This window comes from Pseudomonas poae (genome assembly GCF_001439785.1).
Taxonomy (GTDB): Bacteria; Pseudomonadota; Gammaproteobacteria; order Pseudomonadales; family Pseudomonadaceae; genus Aquipseudomonas; species Aquipseudomonas poae.
In genome coordinates this window covers 399,264-419,298 of sequence record NZ_JYLI01000002.1, presented here as the reverse complement: position 1 = coordinate 419,298, position 20,035 = coordinate 399,264, and the positions used below count along the sequence as shown (strand labels likewise).

The following is a 20,035-nucleotide window of genomic DNA, read 5'->3' as shown; positions in this document are numbered from 1 at the left end:
AGCAAACGTGCCGCAGGGTGCGGCCAGGAGCAGTCAGGCGCGCCAACGCCAGCGGGCCAGGGCCTTGATGACTTTCATCCAGAGTTTGCGGGTAACCACCACGATGGCATTTCCAGAAGGGGACGGGTCGATGTCGGGCAACGTTATCCCAGCGCCCGCTCCCAGGCAACCGGGGATTAGCAAACGCAGATCATCAATCACCAGCGCCGGCGATTCTTCGGCAATCGGCCGGCCATGGTTGTAGCCATAACTCAAGGCCACGCACTGCACGCCTGCGGCTTTCGCGGCCTGCACATCGCTGCGCGAATCGCCGACGAACAACGACTGGGACGCGGGAATATTCGCCATTTTCATCACGAAAAACAGCGCCGCCGGGTCGGGTTTCTTCTGCGGCAAGGTATCGCCGCCGATGATCCAGCGGAAATAACGACCGATTTTCATCTGGTCCAGCAGCGGCGCGACGAAGCGCTCCGGCTTGTTGGTGATCAGGGCCATTTCCACGCCCTTTTTGTGCAACCACTTGAGGGTGTCGCGCACGCCGGGGTACACCACCGTCAATTCATGGCTGCTTTCATAGGCCGCATTGAACAGTTCCAGGGCGTGCTCGGCCTCCACCTCGTCGACACCCGAGGCGTCGATATGGTTGGCCAGGGCCCGGCGCACCAGCATCGGCGCGCCATTACCGACCCATTCGCGCACCGCCTCGATCCCTGCCGGCTTGCGTCCCAGCTTGAGCAGCATGGTGTCCACCGCCGCGGCCAGGTCAGGCACCGAATCGATCAAGGTACCGTCCAGATCGAACATCACCAGCCGTGGCAGCTTGCCGGGGAACAGCTGCTCGAAGCCGCTCATGGACGCGTCAGCGCCAGTTCGGCGCGCATCGTGTCGATGACCTGCCGATAGTCCGGTGCATTGAAGATCGCCGAGCCGGCGACGAACGTGTCAGCGCCGGCTGCGGCGATCTCGCGGATATTGTTGACGTTTACCCCGCCGTCGATCTCCAGGCGGATATCCCGCCCCGAGGCATCGATCAGCGCCCGCGCTTCACGCAGCTTGTTGAGGGTGCCCGGGATGAATTTTTGCCCGCCAAACCCCGGGTTGACGCTCATCAGCAGCACCATGTCGACCTTGTCCATCACGTACTCGAGTACGCTCAGGGGGGTGGCCGGGTTGAACACCAGGCCCGCCTTGCAGCCGCCTTCGCGGATCAGTTGCAGGGTACGGTCGACGTGCAGCGTGGCTTCCGGGTGGAAGGTGATGTAAGTGGCGCCAGCCTCGATGAAGTCACCGATGATGCGGTCGACCGGGCTGACCATCAGGTGCGCGTCGATCGGCGCGGTGATGCCGTACTTGCGCAGCGCCGCGCAGACCATCGGGCCGATGGTCAGGTTGGGCACGTAGTGGTTGTCCATGACATCGAAGTGCACGAAGTCGGCACCGGCGGCCAACACCTTGTCCACTTCTTCACCCAGGCGGGCGAAGTCGGCGGAGAGAATCGATGGAGCAATGACGAAGGGCTGCATGACGCACCTTTTCTGAGCTAAATCACGATGGCGCGCATTGTATACCTCATGCTTTGCCGCGCGCACCGTGACCTCGCTCACGGATCAGAAAGCGGCCCGGTAGATTTTCTCTATATCCGCCGCGCTGAGCTTGCGCGGGTTATTGCGCATCAGGCGCTCGATGCCCGCCGCTTCCACCGCCATGGCCGGGATCGCGTCCTCGGGCACCCCGAAACTGTGCAGCCCGGCCGGAATTTCCACGGCGGCGCACAGGCGCGTCATCGCCTCGACAGCCTGATCGGCGGCGTCATTGGCGCTCAGTCCGGTGACATTGACGCCCATGGCCTGGGCTATGTCCTGCATGCGTTCGACACAGGCCAGTTTGTTCCAGTGCATCACGTAGGGCAGCAACAGCGCGTTGCTCACGCCGTGGGCAATATTGAAGCGCCCGCCCAGCGGGTACGCCAGCGCATGCACCGCGCCCACGCCGGCATTGCCGAACGCCATGCCGGCCATCAGGCTGGCGGTGGCCATATCGTCACGGGCCTTGAGATTGGCCGGGTTGGCATACGCCTTGGGCAACGCGTTGGCGATCAACTTGACCGCGCCAATGGCCAGCGCATCGGTGATCGGCGACGCGTTCAGCGACAGGTAGGACTCGATGGCATGCACCAGCGCATCCAGGCCGCTGGCGGCGGTGACGCTGCGCGGGCAGGTCAAGGTCATTTGCGGGCTGATCAGCGCCACATCCGGCAGCAGGTAATCGCTGACGATGCCCTTCTTCAATTGCGCAGCCTTGTCGGAGAGGATCGCCACATTGGTCACCTCCGAGCCGGTGCCGGCCGTGGTGGGGATGGCGATTAGCGGCGGCCCCTTGCGCGGCACCTGGTCGACGCCGAACAAGTCCGCCAGGGCGCCGTGGTAACCGGCATAGGCCGCCACGCTCTTGGCGATATCGATGGCACTGCCGCCGCCCAGGCCAATCAGCCCGTCGTGCCCGCCGTCGCGGTAGACCTGCATGCAGTCTTCGACGATGGCGATTTCCGGGTCGGGCAGCACGCGATCGAAAATCTCATAGGTGCGCTCGCCCAAGTGTTCGAGCGCCAGCGCCACGGTGCCGGACTTCACCAGCGCGGCATCGGTGACGATCAGCGGGTTATCCACATCCAGGCGCGTGAGTTCGGCGGCGAGTTGCTCGATGGCGCCAGCGCCAGTGAGCAGTTTGTGGGCGATCTTGAATGAGGAAGTACTCATGTGCGCGGCCTCTTATCAGTGATGGGCTGGCACAAGGATAGCTGACAGATGAGAGTTGTCTGCCATTCAGCATCTGAATGCATACCCTCTCACAACGCATCTCATTTCTAGACCTGTGCCGTCCGCAGTTTCTCGCTGCGCCCACGCAACCATTCCAGCGTCAGCAACAGCAGCACCGAGAACCCGATCAGCAGGGTCGCCGCCGCTGCAATCGTCGGGCTGAGGTTTTCGCGGATACCGCTGAACATCTGCCGGGGCAGGGTCGCTTGTTCGGGGCCGGCGAGGAACAGCGTCACCACCACCTCATCGAACGAGGTGGCAAAGGCGAACAAAGCCCCGGAAATCACCCCCGGCGCAATCAACGGCAAGGTCACCCGACGAAACGCGGTCAACGGTGAAGCCCCGAGGCTCGCCGCCGCGCGTACCAGGTTATGGTTGAACCCCTGCAAGGTCGCCGACACGGTGATGATCACGAACGGCACACCCAGCACCGCATGCACCACGATCAGCGAAAAAAAGCTGTTGCCCAGCCCCAACGGTGCGAAGAACAGGTAACTGGCCACGCCGATAATCACCACCGGCACTACCATCGGCGAAATCACCAGGGCCATCACCAGCGCCTTGCCGGGGAAATGGCCACGCGTCAGGCCAATCGCCGCCAGCGTGCCGAACACCATCGCCAGCACGGTGGCCGCCGGCGCCACGATAATGCTGTTCTTCAGCGCGCGCATCCATTCGGCCGAGGCAAAGAAGTCCTCATACCACTGCAGCGAAAACCCCTGCAACGGATACACCAGGAAACTGCCGCTGTTGAACGACAGCGGGATGATCACCAGCACCGGCAAAATCAGGAACAGCAGGATCAGGCCGCACAGCACCCGCAGGCTGTAGAACCAAACCCGCTCCACCGGGGACATATAAGGACTCAGCATCGCAAGGTCTCCTCAGCTCAGGCGCAGGCGGCTGGCGCCCACCAGCCGGTTGTAGATCAGGTACAGCAACACGGTGGCCAGCAGCAGCAGGCCGCCCAATGCCGTGGCCATGCCCCAGTTGATGCTGGTGTTGGTGTAGAACGCCACGAAATAGCTGACCATCTGGTCGTTCGGGCTGCCCAGCAGGGCCGGGGTGATGTAGTAACCAATCGCCAGGATGAACACCAGCAGGCAGCCGGCGCCGACACCGGCGTAGGTCTGCGGGAAGTACACCCGCCAGAAACTCGCGAACGGATGGCAGCCCAGGGAAATCGCCGCACGCATGTAGGTGGGCGAAATCCCCTTCATCACGCTGTAGATCGGCAGAATCATGAACGGCAGCAGGATGTGCACCATGGAGATGTAGACCCCGGTGCGGTTGAACACCAGTTCCAGCGGGCTGTCGATCAGGCCCAGGCCCATCAGCGCGCTGTTGATCAGGCCGCCGGACTGCAGCAACACGATCCACGCCGCCACCCGCACCAGAATCGACGTCCAGAACGGCAGCAGCACCAGAATCATCAGCAGGTTGCTTTTGCGCGCCGGCAGGTTCGCCAGCAGGTAGGCCAGCGGATAGGCCAGCAGCAGGCAGATCACGGTGATCACCAGGCCCATCCAGAAGGTGCGGGCGAAGATGTCCAGGTAGATCGCCTGGTCAGGCGTGGCCGGAGCGATCTCGCCGAGGTCGTCGATGCGGTGATCGACGGCCGCCAGCAGGTAGTACGGCGTCACGCTGCTGGTATTGCGCCGGATCGCCTGCCAATAAGCCGGGTCGCCCCAGCGTTCGTCGAGGTTTTCCAGTGCCTGTTTATAAGAGCCGGGCGTTTCGGCAAACGGCAACGCCCGCGCGGTTTTCGTCAGCAGGCTGCGATAGCCGGCCAGTTCCATGTTCAAGCGTTTGGACAGATCGCCCAGGGTCTGGTTTTTACGCGCCTCGCCCAGGTCTTCGCTGAGCGCCTGGTACACCGGCTCGCCCGGCAGGCCGCGTCCGTCCCACGCCGTTACGGCCACCACGGTACGCGGCAAACCGCCCACCACTTCCGGGTTGCCGACACTCTTGAACAACAGCGCGACGATCGGCACCAGAAACACCAGCACCAGGAACAGCACCAGCGGCGCAATCAAGGCCTGGGCCTTCCAGCGGTTGAGCCGCTCGGCGCGCGCCAGGCGCTGCTTGAGGGTGAGGATGGCCATGACAAACTCCGAAAATATGGGTGGACGCGCGCCCTGTGGGAGCTGGCTTGCCTGCGATGGCATCGACCCGGTAAATCAGTTGCACCGAGGTGTCTGCATCGCAGGCAAGCCGGCTCCCACATGAGCCGGTTTTGCCAGAAGGTTATGCGGTGTTACTTGGCTGCCCAGGAATTGAAGCGCTGCTCCAGCTGCTCGCCGTTATCGGCCCAGAAGCTCACGTCGATCTGCACCTGATTGGCGATGTTTTCCGGGGTGGTCGGCATATCCTTGAGGATGTCCTTGGCCAGCAACGGCACCGCCTGGGTGTTCGCCGGGCCGTAGGCGATGTTTTCCGAGTAGGTCTTCTGCTGCTGCGGCTGCACCGAGAAGGCGATGAATTTCTTCGCCGCTTCCGCGCGGTCCTTTGCCAGACCTTTAGGGATGGCCCAGGCGTCGAAGTCGTAGATGCCGCCGTTCCACACGACTTTGAGATTGCTCTCTTTCTGCACGGCGGCAATGCGACCGTTGTAGGCCGAACTCATCACCACGTCACCCGAGGCCAGGTACTGCGGCGGCTGTGCGCCGGCTTCCCACCACTGGATCGACGGTTTGAGTTCGTCGAGCTTCTTGAAGGCGCGGTCCTGGCCATCTTTGCCAGCCAGTACTTTGTACACGTCCTTGGGCGCTACACCGTCGGCCATCAGTGCAAATTCCAGGGTGTACTTGGCGCCCTTGCGCAGGCCGCGCTTGCCAGGGAATTTCTTGGTGTCCCAGAAATCCGCCCAACTGGTCGGCGCGCTGGTCAGCTTGTCGGCGTTGTACGCCAGCACGGTCGACCACACGAAGAAGCCAACGCCACACGGCTGGATCGCGCCCTTCACGTAGTCGGCGGTGTTGCCAAACAGTTTCGGGTCCAGCGGCTCAAACATGTCTTCGTCGCAGCCACGGGACAGTTCCGGCGACTCCACTTCCACCAAGTCCCAGGACACGCTCTTGGTGTCGACCATGGCTTTGACCTTGGCCATCTCACCGTTGTATTCACCAGCGACGATCTTGCCGTTGCCTGCACTCTCCCACGGCGCGTAGAACGCCTTGACCTGGGCCGCCTTGTTCGCGCCACCGAACGACACCACGGTCAGGTCGGGACCTGCCATGGCCTGTGTGGCGCCCATCAAGCCAAGTGCCAGGGCCGAATACTTAAGGGATTTCAACATTGTCGTGCTCTCCACGTGCAGGGTTGGTGAAGCCAGGGGGCGATCAGTTCGCCTCTAGAAGTGGGTCGAGTGCGCGAACGTGCTCGACTTGCCAGCCAATCGGTACCACGTCGCCGACCGCCAGGGCCGGGTCCAGCTCGGCAATCGGTTGTTTCACAAAGAAATCGGTCTTGCCGCAGACTTCCAGGCGCACGCGCACGTGGTCGCCCAGGTAGATGAACTCCGCCACGCGCCCGGAGAAACGGTTGACGCAGCGTTCGCTGGTGCCATTGAGGCTGACGCGCTCCGGGCGCACCGACAGGGTGACGGGGCCGCCGACCTGGCCGACGTTCACCGCCAGCGCCTCGACCTTCTCGCCCCGCGCCAGCTCCACCACGCAACGCTCGCCAGTGTGGCTGTGCAGACGGCCATTGAGGCGGTTGTTCTCGCCGATGAAGTTGGCGACGAAGGTGTTTTTCGGCTCTTCATACAGGCTGCGCGGCGCGGCGATCTGCTGGATTTCGCCCTGGTGAAATACCGCCACGCGGTCGGACATGGTCAAGGCTTCGCCCTGGTCGTGGGTCACGTACACCACGGTCAAGCCGAGGCGCTGGTGCAGGTGCTTGATCTCCATTTGCATGTGTTCGCGCAGTTGCTTGTCGAGGGCACCGAGGGGTTCGTCCATCAACACCAGCTGTGGCTCGAACACCAGCGCGCGAGCCAGGGCCACGCGTTGTTGCTGGCCGCCGGACAGCTGCGCCGGGTAGCGCTGGGCGAAGGCATCGAGCTGGACCATGCTCAGCACGCGTTTGACCCGCTCGCTGATATCGGTCTTGCTGAGCGAGCGTACCGACAAGGGAAAGGCGAGGTTTTCGGCGACGGTCATGTGCGGGAACAGCGCGTAATTCTGGAACACCATGCCGATATCGCGCTTGTGCGGCGGCACGTTGTTGATGGAGCGCCCGGCCAGCAGGATCTCCCCGGCGGTGGGCGTCTCGAAACCGGCGAGCATCATCAGGCTGGTGGTCTTGCCCGAGCCGGACGGCCCGAGCAAGGTGAGGAACTCGCCCTTGCGAATCTCCAGGTTGAGGTCCTTGACGATCAGGTTCTCGCCGTCGTAGCTCTTCTGCACGCCACGAAAGCTGACCAGCACATCATTTGAATCCACCTCGCTCATACCCGCACCTTTGTGTTTTGGACTGCCGTGGCACAAGCGTAGTCCAGGCGCGAGGCCCCGCAAATCGGGGGCCCGGAGAGAATCGCATCAGCCGGATGGACGATAACGGGTAGGGATTGCCCTACACCGATGGCGGGCATTGGACGGTGCCATTGCAAGGCGCGAGCTGCACGCGGCAGGAATGGCGCAACGGTGGGTTTTCGGGACGTCGTTATTGGATATGCCGCTAAAGAAGCTTGTGCTCCATGGCGTACTTCACCAACTCGGCCAATGAGGTGATATGCAGCTTCTGCATCAACCGCGCCTTGTGGGTGCTGATGGTCTTGTTGCTCAGGGCCAGTTGCTGGGCGATGTCATTGACGTTCGCGCCCTGGGCCAGGCGCTCGAACACCGAAAACTCCCGCTCCGAAAGCAGCGAATGCAGCGGCCGCGAGTCGGTGAGGCCGACTTCGAAGACCATCCGGTCGGCCAGGTCCGGGTCGATATAGCGCCCACCCGCCGCCACCTTGCGAATCGCCGCCAGCAGCAGCGCGGGGTCGCTGTCCTTGGTGGCGTACCCTGCCGCACCGACTTTCAGGGCGCGCGCGGCCATCTGCGCTTCGTCGTGCATCGACAGCACCAGGATCGCTGGCGGATCGTTCAGCGCGCGAATACGTGCAATCGCTTCCAGCCCATTGACGCCCGGCATCGAGATATCCAGCAACACCACCTCGCAGGGCACGTGGCGCAAGGTCTCGAGCAACTGCTCGCCGTTACTGGCCTCGCCGACCACCAGCAGGTCTTTGGCCAGGCCGATCAATTGCTTGATGCCTTCTCGAACAATGGTGTGGTCTTCGGCAACCAGTACGCGGATCACAGGCGTTTCCTTTTGTAGTTAGGCATCCAGCGGCACCGTGACACTCAGGGTGGTGCCCTCCCCCAACGCGCTGTCCAGGGTCAACCGCCCGCCCATGATCAGCACCCGCTCGCGCATGCCCACCAGGCCGAACGACACCGGGCGCTCGCCGGTCTGGACAAACCCCACACCGTCATCGCTGATGCTCAGCCGCAGAGACTCGCCGTCTAGCGCCAGGGTCAGCTCGACAGTATGCGCCTGGGCATGGCGCATCACATTGGTCAGCGCCTCCTGCAGGATACGAAACAGGCCGATGGCCTTGGCATCACTCAGCGTCGGCAGGTGTTCCGGCACCTGCACCAGGCAGGGAATCTGCGTGCGCGCTTCGAAACGCCGCGCCTGCCATTCGATGGCCGAACCGATACCGGCGTCCAGAATCGGCGGGCGCAGGGCCGTGGCCACGTCGCGCACCAGTTGGAACAGCTGGGCGATCAGGCGCTTCATGCTGTTCAAACGCTCATGCAGCCCAGGATCCAGCTGCGCATAGGCCAGCTCGCACATGGAGGTTTCCAGCTTGAGTACCGTGAGCATCTGCCCGAGTTCGTCGTGCACCTCGCGAGCGATGCGCGCCTTTTCTTCTTCGCGCACGGTTTCCAGGTGGGCCGAGAGCTCGCGCAGCTGCGCTTCGCTTTGCAACAAGGCGGCGAGGGTGCGGCGCAGTTCGGTGACGTCATTGAGGTAGACCACCAGGTATTCGGCTTCGGCAAAGCGCAGAAAACTCAGCGACACCGTGACTGGCAGGACGCTGCCATCGGCGCGCTTGCAGTCGGTGGCGAAGTTCTGCGGTGCCTCTTCGTTGGCCCGCGCGCGCTTCCACAGGTTGAGCCAGCGGTCCATGTCCAGCGTGGGATCCAGCGCGACCAGTGGCCGTTCGATCAGCGCCCCGGGGCCGTAGCCGAGCATGCTTTCAGCCGCACGGTTGGCATAGCGCACATGGCTGTCCCAATTGACCCAGAGGATGCCGACGGTGCTTTGATCGATGGAGAACTGCGTCAGCCGCAGCGCTTCGGCCCCGGCGGCGCGGGCGGCACTTTCTTCACGGGCGGCCAGCAGGCTGCGTTCGAGCCCACGCTGCTGACGACGCTGCCAGGCCACCAGCGTCAGGCTGGCAAACAGCAACAGGCCCAGCAGCAGGCAGAGGTTTTGCCACAGACCAGGGGATGCGGACAGCCGTGGATACTGCGGTTGCAGCCAGCGATTGTGCAATTGATCGAGGTCGCGCGCGGGGATGGCGCGCAGGGCGCCCTGCATGATGCCCGCCAACTGCGGCCAGTCGCGGCGCGTGGCCACCCGCAGCAATTGCGGCAGGCCAACATCGCCGACCACCGCCAACCCGGCGAACTCCGCCTCGCCCGACAGGCGGCTCAGTTGCGCTTCGTCCACTACCGCATAGCGGGCCTGCTGGCTCACCAACAATTGCAGGGCCTGGCGCTCCGTGGGCACGCCCTGCAGGTTGAGACCGGGATAAGTGCCGCGCAGGTAATCGGCCACTGCACTGGGCATGCGCACGGCGATACGCGAGAGGCTGTCGAGCTTTTCCAGTTCCACCGCGCCGCCGCCCTCGCGGGTGCCGACGACGTGTTGCGGCACGCGCATGTAGGGATCGCTGAACGACCACAGGCGCAAGCCGGCCGGGGTTTGCTGCAAGCCGGGGGCGATGTCGATCTCGCCGTCGCCCAGAGCGGCTTCGAGCTGCTCCTGAGTGGGAAAGTTGCGCCATGACAGCTCGATGTTCAGCGCTTTGGCCAGCCACTGCATCAATTCCACATTGGCCCCGGACAAGCGCTGCAACCGCCGGTCGTATTGTGCATACGGCACCTGCAGCACCAGGCCGACGCGCAGTTGCGAATGTCCGGCCAGCCATTCCCGTTGCTCGGCGTTGAGCTGCGCCTGCGGGATGCCCGGCGCAGGGGCGGCTTTGGCGATCAAGGCGAGACATAGACAGCCGATAACCAGCAAACAGCGAAAACCCATGATCATGTCTCACGTCACTGACAAATACTGACCAACCCATTAGGCTGCTGGAATCATTCCGGCCGGGAAGCAACGATGCCATCACACAACCGCTCAGCAGTGCCAGCATTGTGCCTGTCGCTGTTATTTACCAGCGCCTTTTCTGTCCAGGCCGCTGACGCCCCTGAGCCCGCCGCCGAAAAACCGGCCGAGCGCCAGCCCCTGGTGGAGCGCAGTCAGGAAGAATCCACGGCCCTTGAACGCCAGATCCCGCGCGGCGAGCAGCAACAGTTGCAGGCCGGCAGCGAGTCATTTTTGGCCCTGTGGAAGCCGGCCAACAGCGCCGAGCCCGAAGGCGTGGTGATTATTGTGCCGGGTGCCGGGGAAACCGCGGACTGGCCGCAGGCAGTCGCGCCGTTGCGGCGTAAATTGCCGGATGCCAACTGGGGCACTCTGAGCCTGTCGCTGCCGGACGTGAACCTCGACACCCTGCCGCCTCGGGTGGCCGAATCGCCCAAGGCCGCCGTCGACACCAGCAGCAAGGAAGGCAGCACCGCCGCCAAGCCGATCGAACAGGCCGCCAGCGCCGAGGCCGAAGGCACCGACCCGGCCGTGGTACCCGGCGCCGATGAACAGGACAAGACCGACGCCAAGCGTATCTTCGACCGCATCGATGCCGCCGTCGCCTTCGCCCAGACCCAGAGCGCGCGCAGCGTGGTGCTGCTCGGCCACGGCACCGGTGCCTGGTGGGCCGCGCGTTACCTGAGCGAAAAACAACCAGCCCAGGTGCAGAAACTGGTGATGGTGGCCGGCAAGACCCCGCCAGCCCGACAGCCGGACCTGCTGCAACTGGCACCGGCGCTGAAACTGCCGACTGCGGACGTCTTCTATCAAGACAGCGCAGCCGCCAGCAAAAACTCAATGGCACGAAACCAGGCCGCCAAGCGCGCGAAAAATGAGGGTTACAAACAGGTGTCGCTCAAGACGCTGCCCGGCAACAGCTCTGCCGAGCAGGAGCAGTTGTATCGCCGGGTTCGCGGCTGGCTGAGTCCGCAGGGCAGTGCCGACTGACGTTGTTGCTCAACCACAGCGTAGCCCCAGTAAATCAGGGGACACTTGTGGGGCAAGCCCCAATGCCGTTCAGTTAAGCGCAGATTCCCTGCGGCGAGCAGGCTTGTCCTGCGTTGGGGTTGCGCAGCAGCCCCAAAACCAGGCGCTGAGCCGTATCAGGTACACCGCGTTTTGCTGGATTGGGGGCGCTTCGCACCCCAACGCGGGGCAAGCCCGCTCGCCACAAGGTGTTGGGGCGGGAGCAACTTTCATCGGGTTGTCATTTCGACACGGTCAGCGAAAATCCCGCCGCTCGCGAATCAGCGCATACGCGTTGTGCAACTCGCGGGTGCGTTCGGTGGCCTCGCGCACTTGTGCGGGGCTGGCGCCTGAGCCGGCGATTTTATCCGGGTGATGGCGGCTGAGCAGACGACGGTAGGCGCGCTTGATCACCGAAGGCTCGCTTGTGGCGGTCACCCCCAGAATGCGCAGGGCGTCCTGATAGGCGCCGCCCCGGTTGGCCACCGGCTTGCGCTCCGGCGCATAGTCGGACGCCAGCGCCTGCAGCTGTTGCGGGGTCCAGCCCAGCCATTTGCCCCACAGGTCGATGAGGTCGCGCTCGGCGTTATCCGCCTTGCCGTCCGCCCAGGCCATGCGCCAGCAGGCGCGCAGCACGCCCTCCGCCGCATGGGGCTGGGCCTTGAGTACGCGCAGATAGGTGCGCACCCGGTCGGATCCGGACTTGCCACGGTTAAAGGCGGCAATCGCCCGACGCCGGGCTGGCTCGCTCATGTCCAGCGCGCGCATTTCCTGGCGGGCCTGCTGGATATGCCCTTCCACCACCTGGCCGTTGCTCTTGGCCAGGCGGCCCAGCAGCACGAACAACAGTTCGTCGTTGCGCAACGCCGGACGCCCGCCCAAGCGTTCACGCACCTGCGCCCAGCTTTGCAACTGCAAGCGACGGTCCAGCGCCTGCCCCAGCAATGCACCCAACAAGGCCCCCGGAATACTGGCAATGGCATAGCCAGCCCCGGCGCCGATCAGCGTCCCTGGCCACAACATGCTAGCGCCCCGCTGTCAGCAGGGTTTCGACTTGCGCCAGGCGCTCCAGCGTGCCGACATCAATCCAGCGTCCCGTCATGTGCTCTCCCGTTACCTGATCCCTGGCCATCGCCTCGCGCAACAACGGCGCGAGTTTGAAGGCGCCAGCGCTGCAACCCGCGAACACGCGTGGGTCGAGCACTGAAATGCCACTGAAGGTCAGGTTATCGGCACCGGGCGCCGCATCATGAAGCAGCCCGTCATCCAGGTAAAAATCCCCGCCCGAAGGATGATGCGCCGGGTTGTCCACCATCACCAGGTGAGCCAGGCCCTGAATGGGCTGCTTGAGTCGGGCGAAATCGTAGTCGGTCCAGATATCGCCATTGACCACCAGAAACGGCTCATCCCCCAGCAGCGGCAAGGCCTGGAAAATCCCGCCGCCGGTTTCCAGCGGTTCGCCCTCAGGGGAATAACGGATGCGCACGCCGAACTGCGCGCCGTCACCGAGGTAGCGCTCGATCTGCTGGCCGAGCCAGGCATGGTTGATCACGATGTCGGTAAAGCCGGCCCTGGCCAGCGCCTCCAGGTGGTATTCGATCAAGCGCTTGCCGCCGGCCTGCACCAGCGGCTTGGGCGTGTGCAGGGTGAGTGGGCGCATGCGCTCGCCCTTGCCGGCCGCCAGGATCATCGCCTTCATGGCAAGGCCTCGGCCGGTTGACGCAAGCTGCAAAGCAGTTCACCCAGCGCATCGAGTTCGGGGCGCTCGGCGAGGACAGCTTCTATATAAGCAAAGAAACGCGGCACATCCGCCAGGTAACGCGGCTTGCCGTCGCGGTGACAGATGCGCGCGAAGATGCCGATGACCTTGAGGTGACGTTGCACGCCCATCAGGTCGCTGGCGCGCAGGAAGTCGTCGAAATCCGCCTGCACCGGGATGCCCAGCTGCACAGCGCGCTCCCAGTAACCGCGCTGCCATTCACGCACGCGGGCCTGGGGCCAACTGAGGAAGGCGTCCTTGAACAGGCAGGTGATGTCGTAGGTCACCGGACCATAAACCGCGTCCTGGAAATCCAGCACGCCGGGGTTGGGCGTGCTGAGCATCAGGTTGCGCGGCATGTAGTCGCGGTGCACCAACACCTTGGGCTGGGCCAGGGCACTGTCGATCAGCCGGTCGCTGGCGCGCTGCCACAGCGCCTGTTGCTGCGGGTCCAGTTCGAGGCCCAGGTGCCGACGCACGTACCACTCGGGGAATAATTCCAGCTCGCGGCGCAGCAAGGCCACGTCGTAACTGGGCAGCGGTTCGTCCATCGGCAGTTGCTGGAAGGCCAGCAAGGCATCGATGGCATCGGCGAACAACGGGTCGGCATTTTGCGTGTCGATCACGTCAAGGAAGGTCTTTGTGCCCAGGTCATTGAGCAAAAGAAAGCCGCGCGGCAGATCTTCTGCATAAATTTTTGGGACATTTATTCCTGATTTCGCCAGCAAATGAGCGATATCGACGAAAGGTTTGCAGTTTTCCTGGGGGGGTGGCGCGTCCATCACAACCAATGTGCGGCCGCCGCCTTCCCAGCGGAAGTAGCGCCTGAAACTCGCGTCGCTGCTGGCCGCGGTCAATGTGGCCGGGGGTACGGGGCCCCAGTCCTGAGCGTTGAAAAGGATCGGCAACTGCTCATCCAGCCAGACTTCCAGCTGTTGTAAACGTAGATCGTGCTCGGGCATTACAAGGGTCTCCGACGGCGCTAGCCGTCAAGCGGGGCATGCTTTATTATCACGCATCTTTTTCAGACCATCGAGAGGCGTGCGGCCCAAACCGCGGGCAGATGGCACGCAGGAAGCCCGGACTAATAAGATGGCATTGAAATCCCCCGCGTTTCGTAGAAAATTTCCGTTGCTGGTAACCGGCAGTCTGCTGGCCATGCAACCTTTCGCCACCTCATTCGTGGTCGCCGCGGAACAGTATGACTGCTCAGTCTCTGCTTCGGGTGCCTGGGATTGCGCGCCGAAAACCGCCGCCGCCCCATTACCACCGCGCCCTGTGCATGACGGCGCCGCCGCAAGCTCGGCCAACAGCACGGCCCAGGCCGCTGCGGGTGGCACTGCCGAGGCCGAGCCGAAGACGGCGCTGGTCACCGAATCCAAGGGCCGTGGCCTGCGTTCGCGCAGCGCCGACTATAGCCACCTGGACTGGGTGCCTCGCGACAAGCTGACCGCAGCCCAACTGGCCGAAACCGGCCCGTATTGCGGCGGTGCGTACATCGAGCCGATTCGTCCTGGCATGAACGACAAGACGGACAAGAGCGACGCGCCCACCTTCATCGGCGCGAAGGCCTCTCGTTATGAGCAGGAATCCCAAGTCGCGACCCTGGCCGGTGACGTCGTAATGCGCCAGGGCAGCATGCAGCTCGAATCCCAGGAAGCCAGCCTGTACCAGGCCGAGAACCGTGGCGAGCTGAACGGTAATGTGCGCCTGCGCGACAACGGTGCGCTGATCGTCGGCGACCGTGCCGAGGTTCAGCTGGACACCGGCGCCGCACAAATCGACAACGCTGAATACGTGATGCACAAGTCGCGTATCCGCGGTAACGCGCTGTACGCCAAGCGTGCCGAAAACGCGATCATCCGCCTCAAGGACGGTACGTACACCACCTGCGAGCCGGACAGCAACGCCTGGCAACTGCGCGGCAACAACATCACGTTGAACCCGGCCACCGGTTTCGGTACGGCCACCAACGCGACGTTGCGGGTCAAGAACATCCCGATCCTGTACACCCCGTACATTTACTTCCCGATCGATGACCGTCGTCAATCCGGCTTCCTGCCGCCGAGCTTCAGCACCGGTAGCGAGACCGGCTTCTCGTTGACCACCCCGTACTACTTCAACCTGGCGCCGAACTACGACGCCACGTTGTACCCGCAATACATGACCAAGCGCGGCCTGTTGATGGAAGGCGAATTCCGCTACCTCACCAAGTCCAGTGAAGGGCAGTTTGGTGGTGCGTATCTGAACGACGATAACGACGAGCGCAGCAAGCAGACCGATTACGAAAAAACCCGCTATATGCTCAACTGGAAGCATAAGGGCGGGCTGGATTCGCGTGTGTCCACTCAGGTCGACTACACCCAGATCAGCGACCCGTACTACTTCCAGGACCTCAAGTCCTTCGAACAAGGCGTCGAAAACAGCGACGCGCTTAATCAGCAAGGCACCGTGACGTACCGGGGTGACGACTACACCGCGCGCTTGAATGTCCAGGCCTACCAGTTGGCGACCATCTCGCAGATCACACCGTATGACCGGTTGCCACAGATCACCTTCAATGGTGCATTGCCGTACCATCCGGGCGGGCTGAATTTCACCTATGAAACCGAAGCTGTACGTTTTGATCGGGATCTGAAGAACGGCTCGTTCACTGACGAGAACGGTGTGACAACGCCCCGGCTCGACAGATTTGTTACGGGCCTTACCCGTGCAAACGGCACCCGCTTGAATGCGGCGCCGGCCGTCGACTACCCGATGAACTGGACATATGGTTTCATCACGCCAAAGCTCAAGTACGTTTACACCAAGTACGATCTTGACTTGGACAGCAAAGGCAAGAGCGACATCATTGCAGCGCAGAATGCAGCAACGGCAGCTTCCCCTTACGCCGGCGGTGTATTCAAAAGCTCTCAGGATCGCGCAATCCCTATAGCCAGCATCGACAGCGGCCTGTACTTCGACCGCAAGACCAACTGGTTCGGCAAGGACTACAACCAGACCCTCGAGCCGCGCGCGTTCTACCTCTACGTCCCGAATAAAGACCAGAGCGACATTCCGGTCTTCGACACCAGCGAAAACACGTTCAGCTACTCCTCGCTGTTCCGCGACAACCGCTTCAGCGGCAGTGACCGGATCGGTGACGAGAACAAGCTGTCCCTGGGCGTAACCAGCCGCTGGATCGAAGAAAACGGTTTTGAACGTCAGCGCGTGGCCATCGGCCAAGCCCTGTACTTCAGGGATCGCAAGGTTCAACTGCCTGGCATTCTGGCCGCTGACCGCGACGACGCCAAGACCGACGTATCGCCAATCGCCCTGGACTACGAGTTCCGCTTCAACCGCGACTGGCGCGCCACTGCCGACTACAACTGGGACCCCGAGAGCCATGCTCCACGTTCCGGCAGCGCCATGTTCCACTACCAGCCGGAAGACAACCCGAACAAGATCATCAACCTGGGCTATCGCTATCGTAACGACCAGGTGGTCTACAACCAGTTGACCGGCAAATGGCAGTTCGGTGGTGACTACAGCGTTCCGTCAGACACCGCGAACTACGTCAAGGATTACTACAAAATCCAGCAACACGACTTCTCGATGATGTGGCCGATCATTCCGCAGTGGAACCTGATCACCCGCTGGCAGTATGACTACGCCCGCAACCGCACTCTGGAAGCCTTCGGTGGTTTCGAGTACGACAACTGCTGCTGGAAACTGCGCGTCATCAACCGTTACTGGGTTTCCAACGACGAATACACGCAGATCGCCCCGCTTAACGAAAAGGGTGACCACGGGCTCTTCTTCCAGATCGTCCTCAAAGGACTCGGCGGCCTGACCGGCGCCAAGGTAGAGAGCTTCCTCGACAAAGGCATTCAAGGTTATCGTCAACGTGAAGATCAAGCTTTCTGATTGTGTGCGCCCGCTCCTGCTGGGCGCGCTGTTCCTGGGTGCCGCATCGGCGCACGCTGCGGTTCAACAGCTGGACAAGGTCGTGGCCATCGTCGATAACGACGTGATCATGCAGAGCCAACTGGACCAACGTGTCAAGGAAGTCCAGCAGACCATCGCCAAGCGTGGCGGTGGTGTGCCGCCGACCAGCGTGCTGGACCAGCAGGTACTGGAACGCCTGATCGTCGAGAACCTGCAACTGCAGATCGGCGAGCGTTCCGGCATCCGTATTTCGGACGAAGAGCTGAACCAGGCCGTCGGCACCATTGCTCAGCGCAACAACATGAGCATTGACCAGTTCCGCGCCGCCCTGGCCCACGACGGTCTTTCCTATGATGACGCCCGCGACCAGATCCGCCGCGAGATGATCATCAGCCGTGTACGCCAGCGCCGGGTGGCCGAGCGCGTTCAGGTGTCCGAGCAGGAAGTGAAGAACTTCCTGGCTTCGGATCTGGGCAAGATGCAGCTGTCCGAAGAACTGCACCTGGCCAATATCCTGATCCCGACCCCGGACAGCGCCAACTCCGAGCAGCTCAACGCCGCCGCCGCGAAAACCCAGGCTATCTATGATCGTCTGAAAGCCGGCGCCGACTTTGCGCAAATGGCCATTGCCCAATCCGGCAGCGACAACGCCCTCGAAGGCGGTGACATGGGCTGGCGTAAAGCCGCGCAACTGCCACCGCCTTTCGACCGCGAGCTGAGCGCCATGGAAGTCGGCGGCATTACTCAGCCGGCCCGCACCCCGGGTGGCTTCATTATCTTGAAGCTGCTGGAACGCCGTGGCGGCGAGACCTCGCTCAAAGACGAAGTGCATGTGCGTCATATCCTGGTCAAGCCGAGCGAAATTCGCACTGAAGCGCAAACCAAGGAACTGGCCCAGAAGATCTATGACCGCATCGAAAGCGGTGAAGACTTCGCCACCCTGGCCAAAAGCTTCTCGGAAGACCCGGGTTCTGCCCTCAACGGCGGCGACCTCAACTGGATCGACCCGCGTGCGTTGGTGCCGGAGTTTCAGGACGTAATGGCCAAGACCCCGCAAGGCGTACTGTCCAAGCCGTTCAAGACCCAATACGGCTGGCACGTGCTGGAAGTCCTTGGCCGCCGCGCCACCGACAACACCGCCCAGGCCCGCGAGCAACAAGCGCTGACCGTGCTGCGTAACCGCAAGTACGACGAAGAGCTGCAAACCTGGTTGCGTCAGATCCGTGACGAAGCCTACGTGGAAAACAAGCTGCCAGGCGCCGAGCAAACAGGCACCGACCAGGCAACTCAGTGAAACCACAGCGTTTCGCAGTGACACCCGGCGAGCCGGCCGGCATTGGTCCAGACCTGTGCCTGCTGCTCGCCTCGCACGCCCAGCCCCATCCCCTGATCGCCATTACCAGCCGCGACCTGCTCCTTGAGCGGGCCGCGCAGCTTGGTGTGGCTGCCACGCTGCTGGACGTGGCGCCGGGCAACTGGCCGGAGCTGCCAGCCCCGGCGGGCAGCCTGTACGTGTGGGACACGCCCTTGCAGGCCGGGGTCGTTGCCGGTCAGTTGGACAAGGCCAATGCGGCCTTCGTGCTCGAAACCCTCACCCGCGCAGGCCTTGGTTGCCTCAACGGCGACTTCGCCGGCATGATCACCGCCCCGGTGCACAAGGGCGTGATCAATGAATCCGGCATTGCCTTTTCCGGGCATACCGAATTCCTCGCCGAACTGACCCATACCGAACAAGTGGTAATGATGCTGGCCACCCGTGGCCTGCGCGTCGCCCTGGTGACCACGCATCTGCCACTGCGGGATGTCGCCGACGCCATTACCGCCGAGCGGGTGGAACGCGTAACGCGCATCCTGCACGCCGACCTGCAACACAAATTCGGCATTGCCCGGCCCCGCATCCTGGTCTGTGGGCTCAACCCCCACGCCGGTGAAGGCGGCCACCTGGGCCATGAAGAAATCGACATCATCGAACCCACCCTGGAGCGTCTGCGCCAGGAAGGCATGGACCTGCGCGGTCCGCTGCCGGCAGACACTCTATTTACCCCCAAATATCTGGAGCACTGCGACGCAGTGCTGGCGATGTACCACGACCAGGGACTGCCCGTGCTGAAGTACAAAGGCTTCGGCGCCGCCGTGAACGTGACACTGGGTCTGCCGATCATCCGCACCTCCGTCGACCATGGCACCGCCCTGGACCTGGCGGGCAGCGGCAGGATCGATACCGGCAGCCTGCACGTGGCCCTGGAAACCGCCTATCAGATGGCCGAGACCCGTTTATGACCGAGCATTACCAACACCGAGCGCGCAAACGCTTCGGGCAAAACTTCCTGCACGATGCAGGCGTAATCGACCGCATCCTGCGCTCCATCCACGCCAAGCCAGAAGATCGCCTGCTGGAAATCGGCCCGGGCCAGGGCGCACTGACCCAGGGCCTGCTGGCCAGCGGCGGCCAGCTCGACGTGGTTGAGCTGGACAAGGACCTGATCCCGATCCTCAACCAGCAGTTCGCCGGCAAGACCAACTTCAACCTGCACCAGGGCGACGCGCTGAAGTTCGACTTCAACAGCCTCAATGCCGCGCCCAACAGCCTGCGGGTGGTGGGTAATCTGCCCTACAACATCTCAACGCCGCTGATCTTTCATCTGCTCAACAACGCCTCGATCATCCGCGACATGCACTTCATGCTGCAAAAGGAAGTGGTCGAGCGTCTGGCGGCAGGCCCTGGCGGCGGTGATTGGGGGCGTCTGTCGATCATGGTTCAGTACCACTGCCGCGTAGAGCACTTGTTCAACGTAGGCCCCGGCGCCTTCAACCCGCCGCCGAAAGTCGATTCGGCCATCGTGCGTCTGGTGCCTCACGCCGTGCTGCCGCACCCGGCCAAGGATCACAAGCTGCTGGAGCGCGTGGTGCGCGAAGCGTTCAACCAGCGCCGCAAGACCTTGCGCAACACGCTCAAGGCACTGCTGAGCAATGCTGAAATCGAAGCCGCCGGCGTCGACGGCAGCCTGCGCCCCGAACAGCTGGACCTCGCCGCCTTCGTGCGCCTGGCCGACCAGTTGGCGATCCAGCCTGCGCCAGCAGTGGAATAAGGCTCAAGCCTCGAAACAATCCAAATGTGGGAGGGGGTTTGCCCCTTCCCACA

General features: G+C 62.9%; 17 protein-coding genes. 5 read left to right on the top strand and 12 right to left on the bottom strand.

Annotated elements, in window-relative coordinates:
* Positions 1 to 33: 33 nt before the first annotated feature.
* From TU75_RS03580 to TU75_RS03540, 9 genes are all read right to left on the bottom strand, one after another.
* Positions 34 to 852: a phosphoglycolate phosphatase gene (locus TU75_RS03580; protein ID WP_003232575.1), complete on the bottom strand. Its 819-nt coding sequence runs from the start codon at positions 850 to 852 to the stop codon at positions 34 to 36.
* Positions 849 to 1,523, bottom strand: coding sequence for a ribulose-phosphate 3-epimerase (gene rpe / locus TU75_RS03575; RefSeq protein WP_003232577.1), 675 nt, complete (start codon positions 1,521 to 1,523; stop codon positions 849 to 851). The genes TU75_RS03580 and rpe overlap by 4 nt, the downstream gene beginning before the upstream one ends.
* 84 nt (positions 1,524 to 1,607) lie before the next feature.
* Positions 1,608 to 2,756 carry an iron-containing alcohol dehydrogenase gene (locus TU75_RS03570; protein ID WP_003232579.1) on the bottom strand — a complete coding sequence of 383 codons (1,149 nt, stop codon included), beginning with the start codon at positions 2,754 to 2,756 and terminating at the stop codon, positions 1,608 to 1,610.
* Between the two features lie 107 nt (positions 2,757 to 2,863).
* The gene (locus tag TU75_RS03565) at positions 2,864 to 3,688 is read right to left on the bottom strand and encodes an ABC transporter permease (protein ID WP_003232582.1); all 825 of its coding nucleotides are present in this window, start codon (positions 3,686 to 3,688) and stop codon (positions 2,864 to 2,866) included.
* 12 nt (positions 3,689 to 3,700) lie between these two features.
* A complete protein-coding gene (locus TU75_RS03560) occupies positions 3,701 to 4,921 on the bottom strand; it encodes an ABC transporter permease (RefSeq protein WP_060548217.1) in 1,221 nt (406 codons plus the stop codon).
* A 152-nt stretch (positions 4,922 to 5,073) separates the two neighbouring features.
* Positions 5,074 to 6,114 (bottom strand): ABC transporter substrate-binding protein, encoded by a 1,041-nt coding sequence (locus tag TU75_RS03555; protein WP_003232586.1) that lies wholly within the window; start codon positions 6,112 to 6,114, stop codon positions 5,074 to 5,076.
* A 43-nt stretch (positions 6,115 to 6,157) separates the two neighbouring features.
* Positions 6,158 to 7,270 carry an ABC transporter ATP-binding protein gene (locus TU75_RS03550; protein WP_015373087.1) on the bottom strand — a complete coding sequence of 371 codons (1,113 nt, stop codon included), beginning with the start codon at positions 7,268 to 7,270 and terminating at the stop codon, positions 6,158 to 6,160.
* A gap of 226 nt (positions 7,271 to 7,496) precedes the next feature.
* Complete coding sequence (locus TU75_RS03545; RefSeq protein WP_003232590.1) at positions 7,497 to 8,126, bottom strand: response regulator; 630 nt, start codon at positions 8,124 to 8,126, stop codon at positions 7,497 to 7,499.
* Positions 8,127 to 8,144: 18 nt separating this feature from the next.
* On the bottom strand, positions 8,145 to 10,139 hold the full coding sequence (locus TU75_RS03540; RefSeq protein ID WP_060548233.1) for a PAS domain-containing sensor histidine kinase: 1,995 nt from the start codon (positions 10,137 to 10,139) through the stop codon (positions 8,145 to 8,147).
* 75 nt (positions 10,140 to 10,214) lie between these two features.
* On the opposite strand from TU75_RS03540, the gene TU75_RS03535 reads away from it, so the two are divergent.
* Complete coding sequence (locus tag TU75_RS03535) at positions 10,215 to 11,189, top strand: alpha/beta hydrolase family protein (protein WP_060548216.1); 975 nt, start codon at positions 10,215 to 10,217, stop codon at positions 11,187 to 11,189.
* Positions 11,190 to 11,462: 273 nt separating this feature from the next.
* Here the strand turns inward: TU75_RS03535 and TU75_RS03530 are convergent, their stop codons facing one another.
* Genes TU75_RS03530 through TU75_RS03520 form a run of 3 tightly spaced genes read right to left on the bottom strand, consistent with a single transcriptional unit; the run spans position 11,463 to position 13,928 of the window.
* Positions 11,463 to 12,230 (bottom strand): TerB family tellurite resistance protein, encoded by a 768-nt coding sequence (locus TU75_RS03530; RefSeq protein WP_015373090.1) that lies wholly within the window; start codon positions 12,228 to 12,230, stop codon positions 11,463 to 11,465.
* A 1-nt stretch (position 12,231) separates the two neighbouring features.
* Positions 12,232 to 12,906: an N-acetylmuramate alpha-1-phosphate uridylyltransferase MurU gene (gene murU / locus TU75_RS03525; RefSeq protein WP_003232598.1), complete on the bottom strand. Its 675-nt coding sequence runs from the start codon at positions 12,904 to 12,906 to the stop codon at positions 12,232 to 12,234.
* Positions 12,903 to 13,928, bottom strand: coding sequence for an aminoglycoside phosphotransferase family protein (locus TU75_RS03520; protein ID WP_060548215.1), 1,026 nt, complete (start codon positions 13,926 to 13,928; stop codon positions 12,903 to 12,905). Before TU75_RS03520 ends, murU begins: the two co-directional genes overlap by 4 nt.
* Positions 13,929 to 14,058: 130 nt before the next feature.
* Between TU75_RS03520 and TU75_RS03515 the strand changes: the two genes are divergently transcribed.
* From TU75_RS03515 to rsmA, 4 genes are read left to right on the top strand one after another with little or no spacing between them, the layout of a single operon-like run.
* Positions 14,059 to 16,872, top strand: coding sequence for an LPS-assembly protein LptD (locus TU75_RS03515; RefSeq protein WP_060548214.1), 2,814 nt, complete (start codon positions 14,059 to 14,061; stop codon positions 16,870 to 16,872).
* Entirely contained in the window at positions 16,853 to 18,187 is a 1,335-nt protein-coding gene (locus TU75_RS03510; RefSeq protein WP_060548213.1) for a peptidylprolyl isomerase, read from the top strand. The genes TU75_RS03515 and TU75_RS03510 overlap by 20 nt, the downstream gene beginning before the upstream one ends.
* Entirely contained in the window at positions 18,184 to 19,173 is a 990-nt protein-coding gene (pdxA, locus tag TU75_RS03505) for a 4-hydroxythreonine-4-phosphate dehydrogenase PdxA (RefSeq protein ID WP_060548212.1), read from the top strand. Before TU75_RS03510 ends, pdxA begins: the two co-directional genes overlap by 4 nt.
* Complete coding sequence (rsmA, locus tag TU75_RS03500; protein WP_057006674.1) at positions 19,170 to 19,982, top strand: 16S rRNA (adenine(1518)-N(6)/adenine(1519)-N(6))-dimethyltransferase RsmA; 813 nt, start codon at positions 19,170 to 19,172, stop codon at positions 19,980 to 19,982. Before pdxA ends, rsmA begins: the two co-directional genes overlap by 4 nt.
* Positions 19,983 to 20,035: the final 53 nt, after the last annotated feature.

Bases quoted from the DNA above. Each gene is read 5' to 3' on its own strand.
- TU75_RS03520 (WP_060548215.1), bottom strand. From the start codon at position 13,928: ATGCCCGAGCACGATCTACGTTTACAACAGCTGGAAGTCTGGCTGGAT.
- TU75_RS03570 (WP_003232579.1), bottom strand. From the start codon at position 2,756: ATGAGTACTTCCTCATTCAAGATCGCCCACAAACTGCTCACTGGCGCT.
- TU75_RS03550 (WP_015373087.1), bottom strand. From the start codon at position 7,270: ATGAGCGAGGTGGATTCAAATGATGTGCTGGTCAGCTTTCGTGGCGTG.
- TU75_RS03515 (WP_060548214.1), top strand. From the start codon at position 14,059: ATGGCATTGAAATCCCCCGCGTTTCGTAGAAAATTTCCGTTGCTGGTA.
- rsmA (WP_057006674.1), top strand. From the start codon at position 19,170: ATGACCGAGCATTACCAACACCGAGCGCGCAAACGCTTCGGGCAAAAC.
- rpe (WP_003232577.1), bottom strand. From the start codon at position 1,523: ATGCAGCCCTTCGTCATTGCTCCATCGATTCTCTCCGCCGACTTCGCC.
- TU75_RS03580 (WP_003232575.1), bottom strand. From the start codon at position 852: ATGAGCGGCTTCGAGCAGCTGTTCCCCGGCAAGCTGCCACGGCTGGTG.
- TU75_RS03565 (WP_003232582.1), bottom strand. From the start codon at position 3,688: ATGCTGAGTCCTTATATGTCCCCGGTGGAGCGGGTTTGGTTCTACAGC.
- TU75_RS03555 (WP_003232586.1), bottom strand. From the start codon at position 6,114: ATGTTGAAATCCCTTAAGTATTCGGCCCTGGCACTTGGCTTGATGGGC.
- TU75_RS03530 (WP_015373090.1), bottom strand. From the start codon at position 12,230: ATGTTGTGGCCAGGGACGCTGATCGGCGCCGGGGCTGGCTATGCCATT.
- murU (WP_003232598.1), bottom strand. From the start codon at position 12,906: ATGAAGGCGATGATCCTGGCGGCCGGCAAGGGCGAGCGCATGCGCCCA.
- TU75_RS03540 (WP_060548233.1), bottom strand. From the start codon at position 10,139: ATGGGTTTTCGCTGTTTGCTGGTTATCGGCTGTCTATGTCTCGCCTTG.
- TU75_RS03535 (WP_060548216.1), top strand. From the start codon at position 10,215: ATGCCATCACACAACCGCTCAGCAGTGCCAGCATTGTGCCTGTCGCTG.
- TU75_RS03560 (WP_060548217.1), bottom strand. From the start codon at position 4,921: ATGGCCATCCTCACCCTCAAGCAGCGCCTGGCGCGCGCCGAGCGGCTC.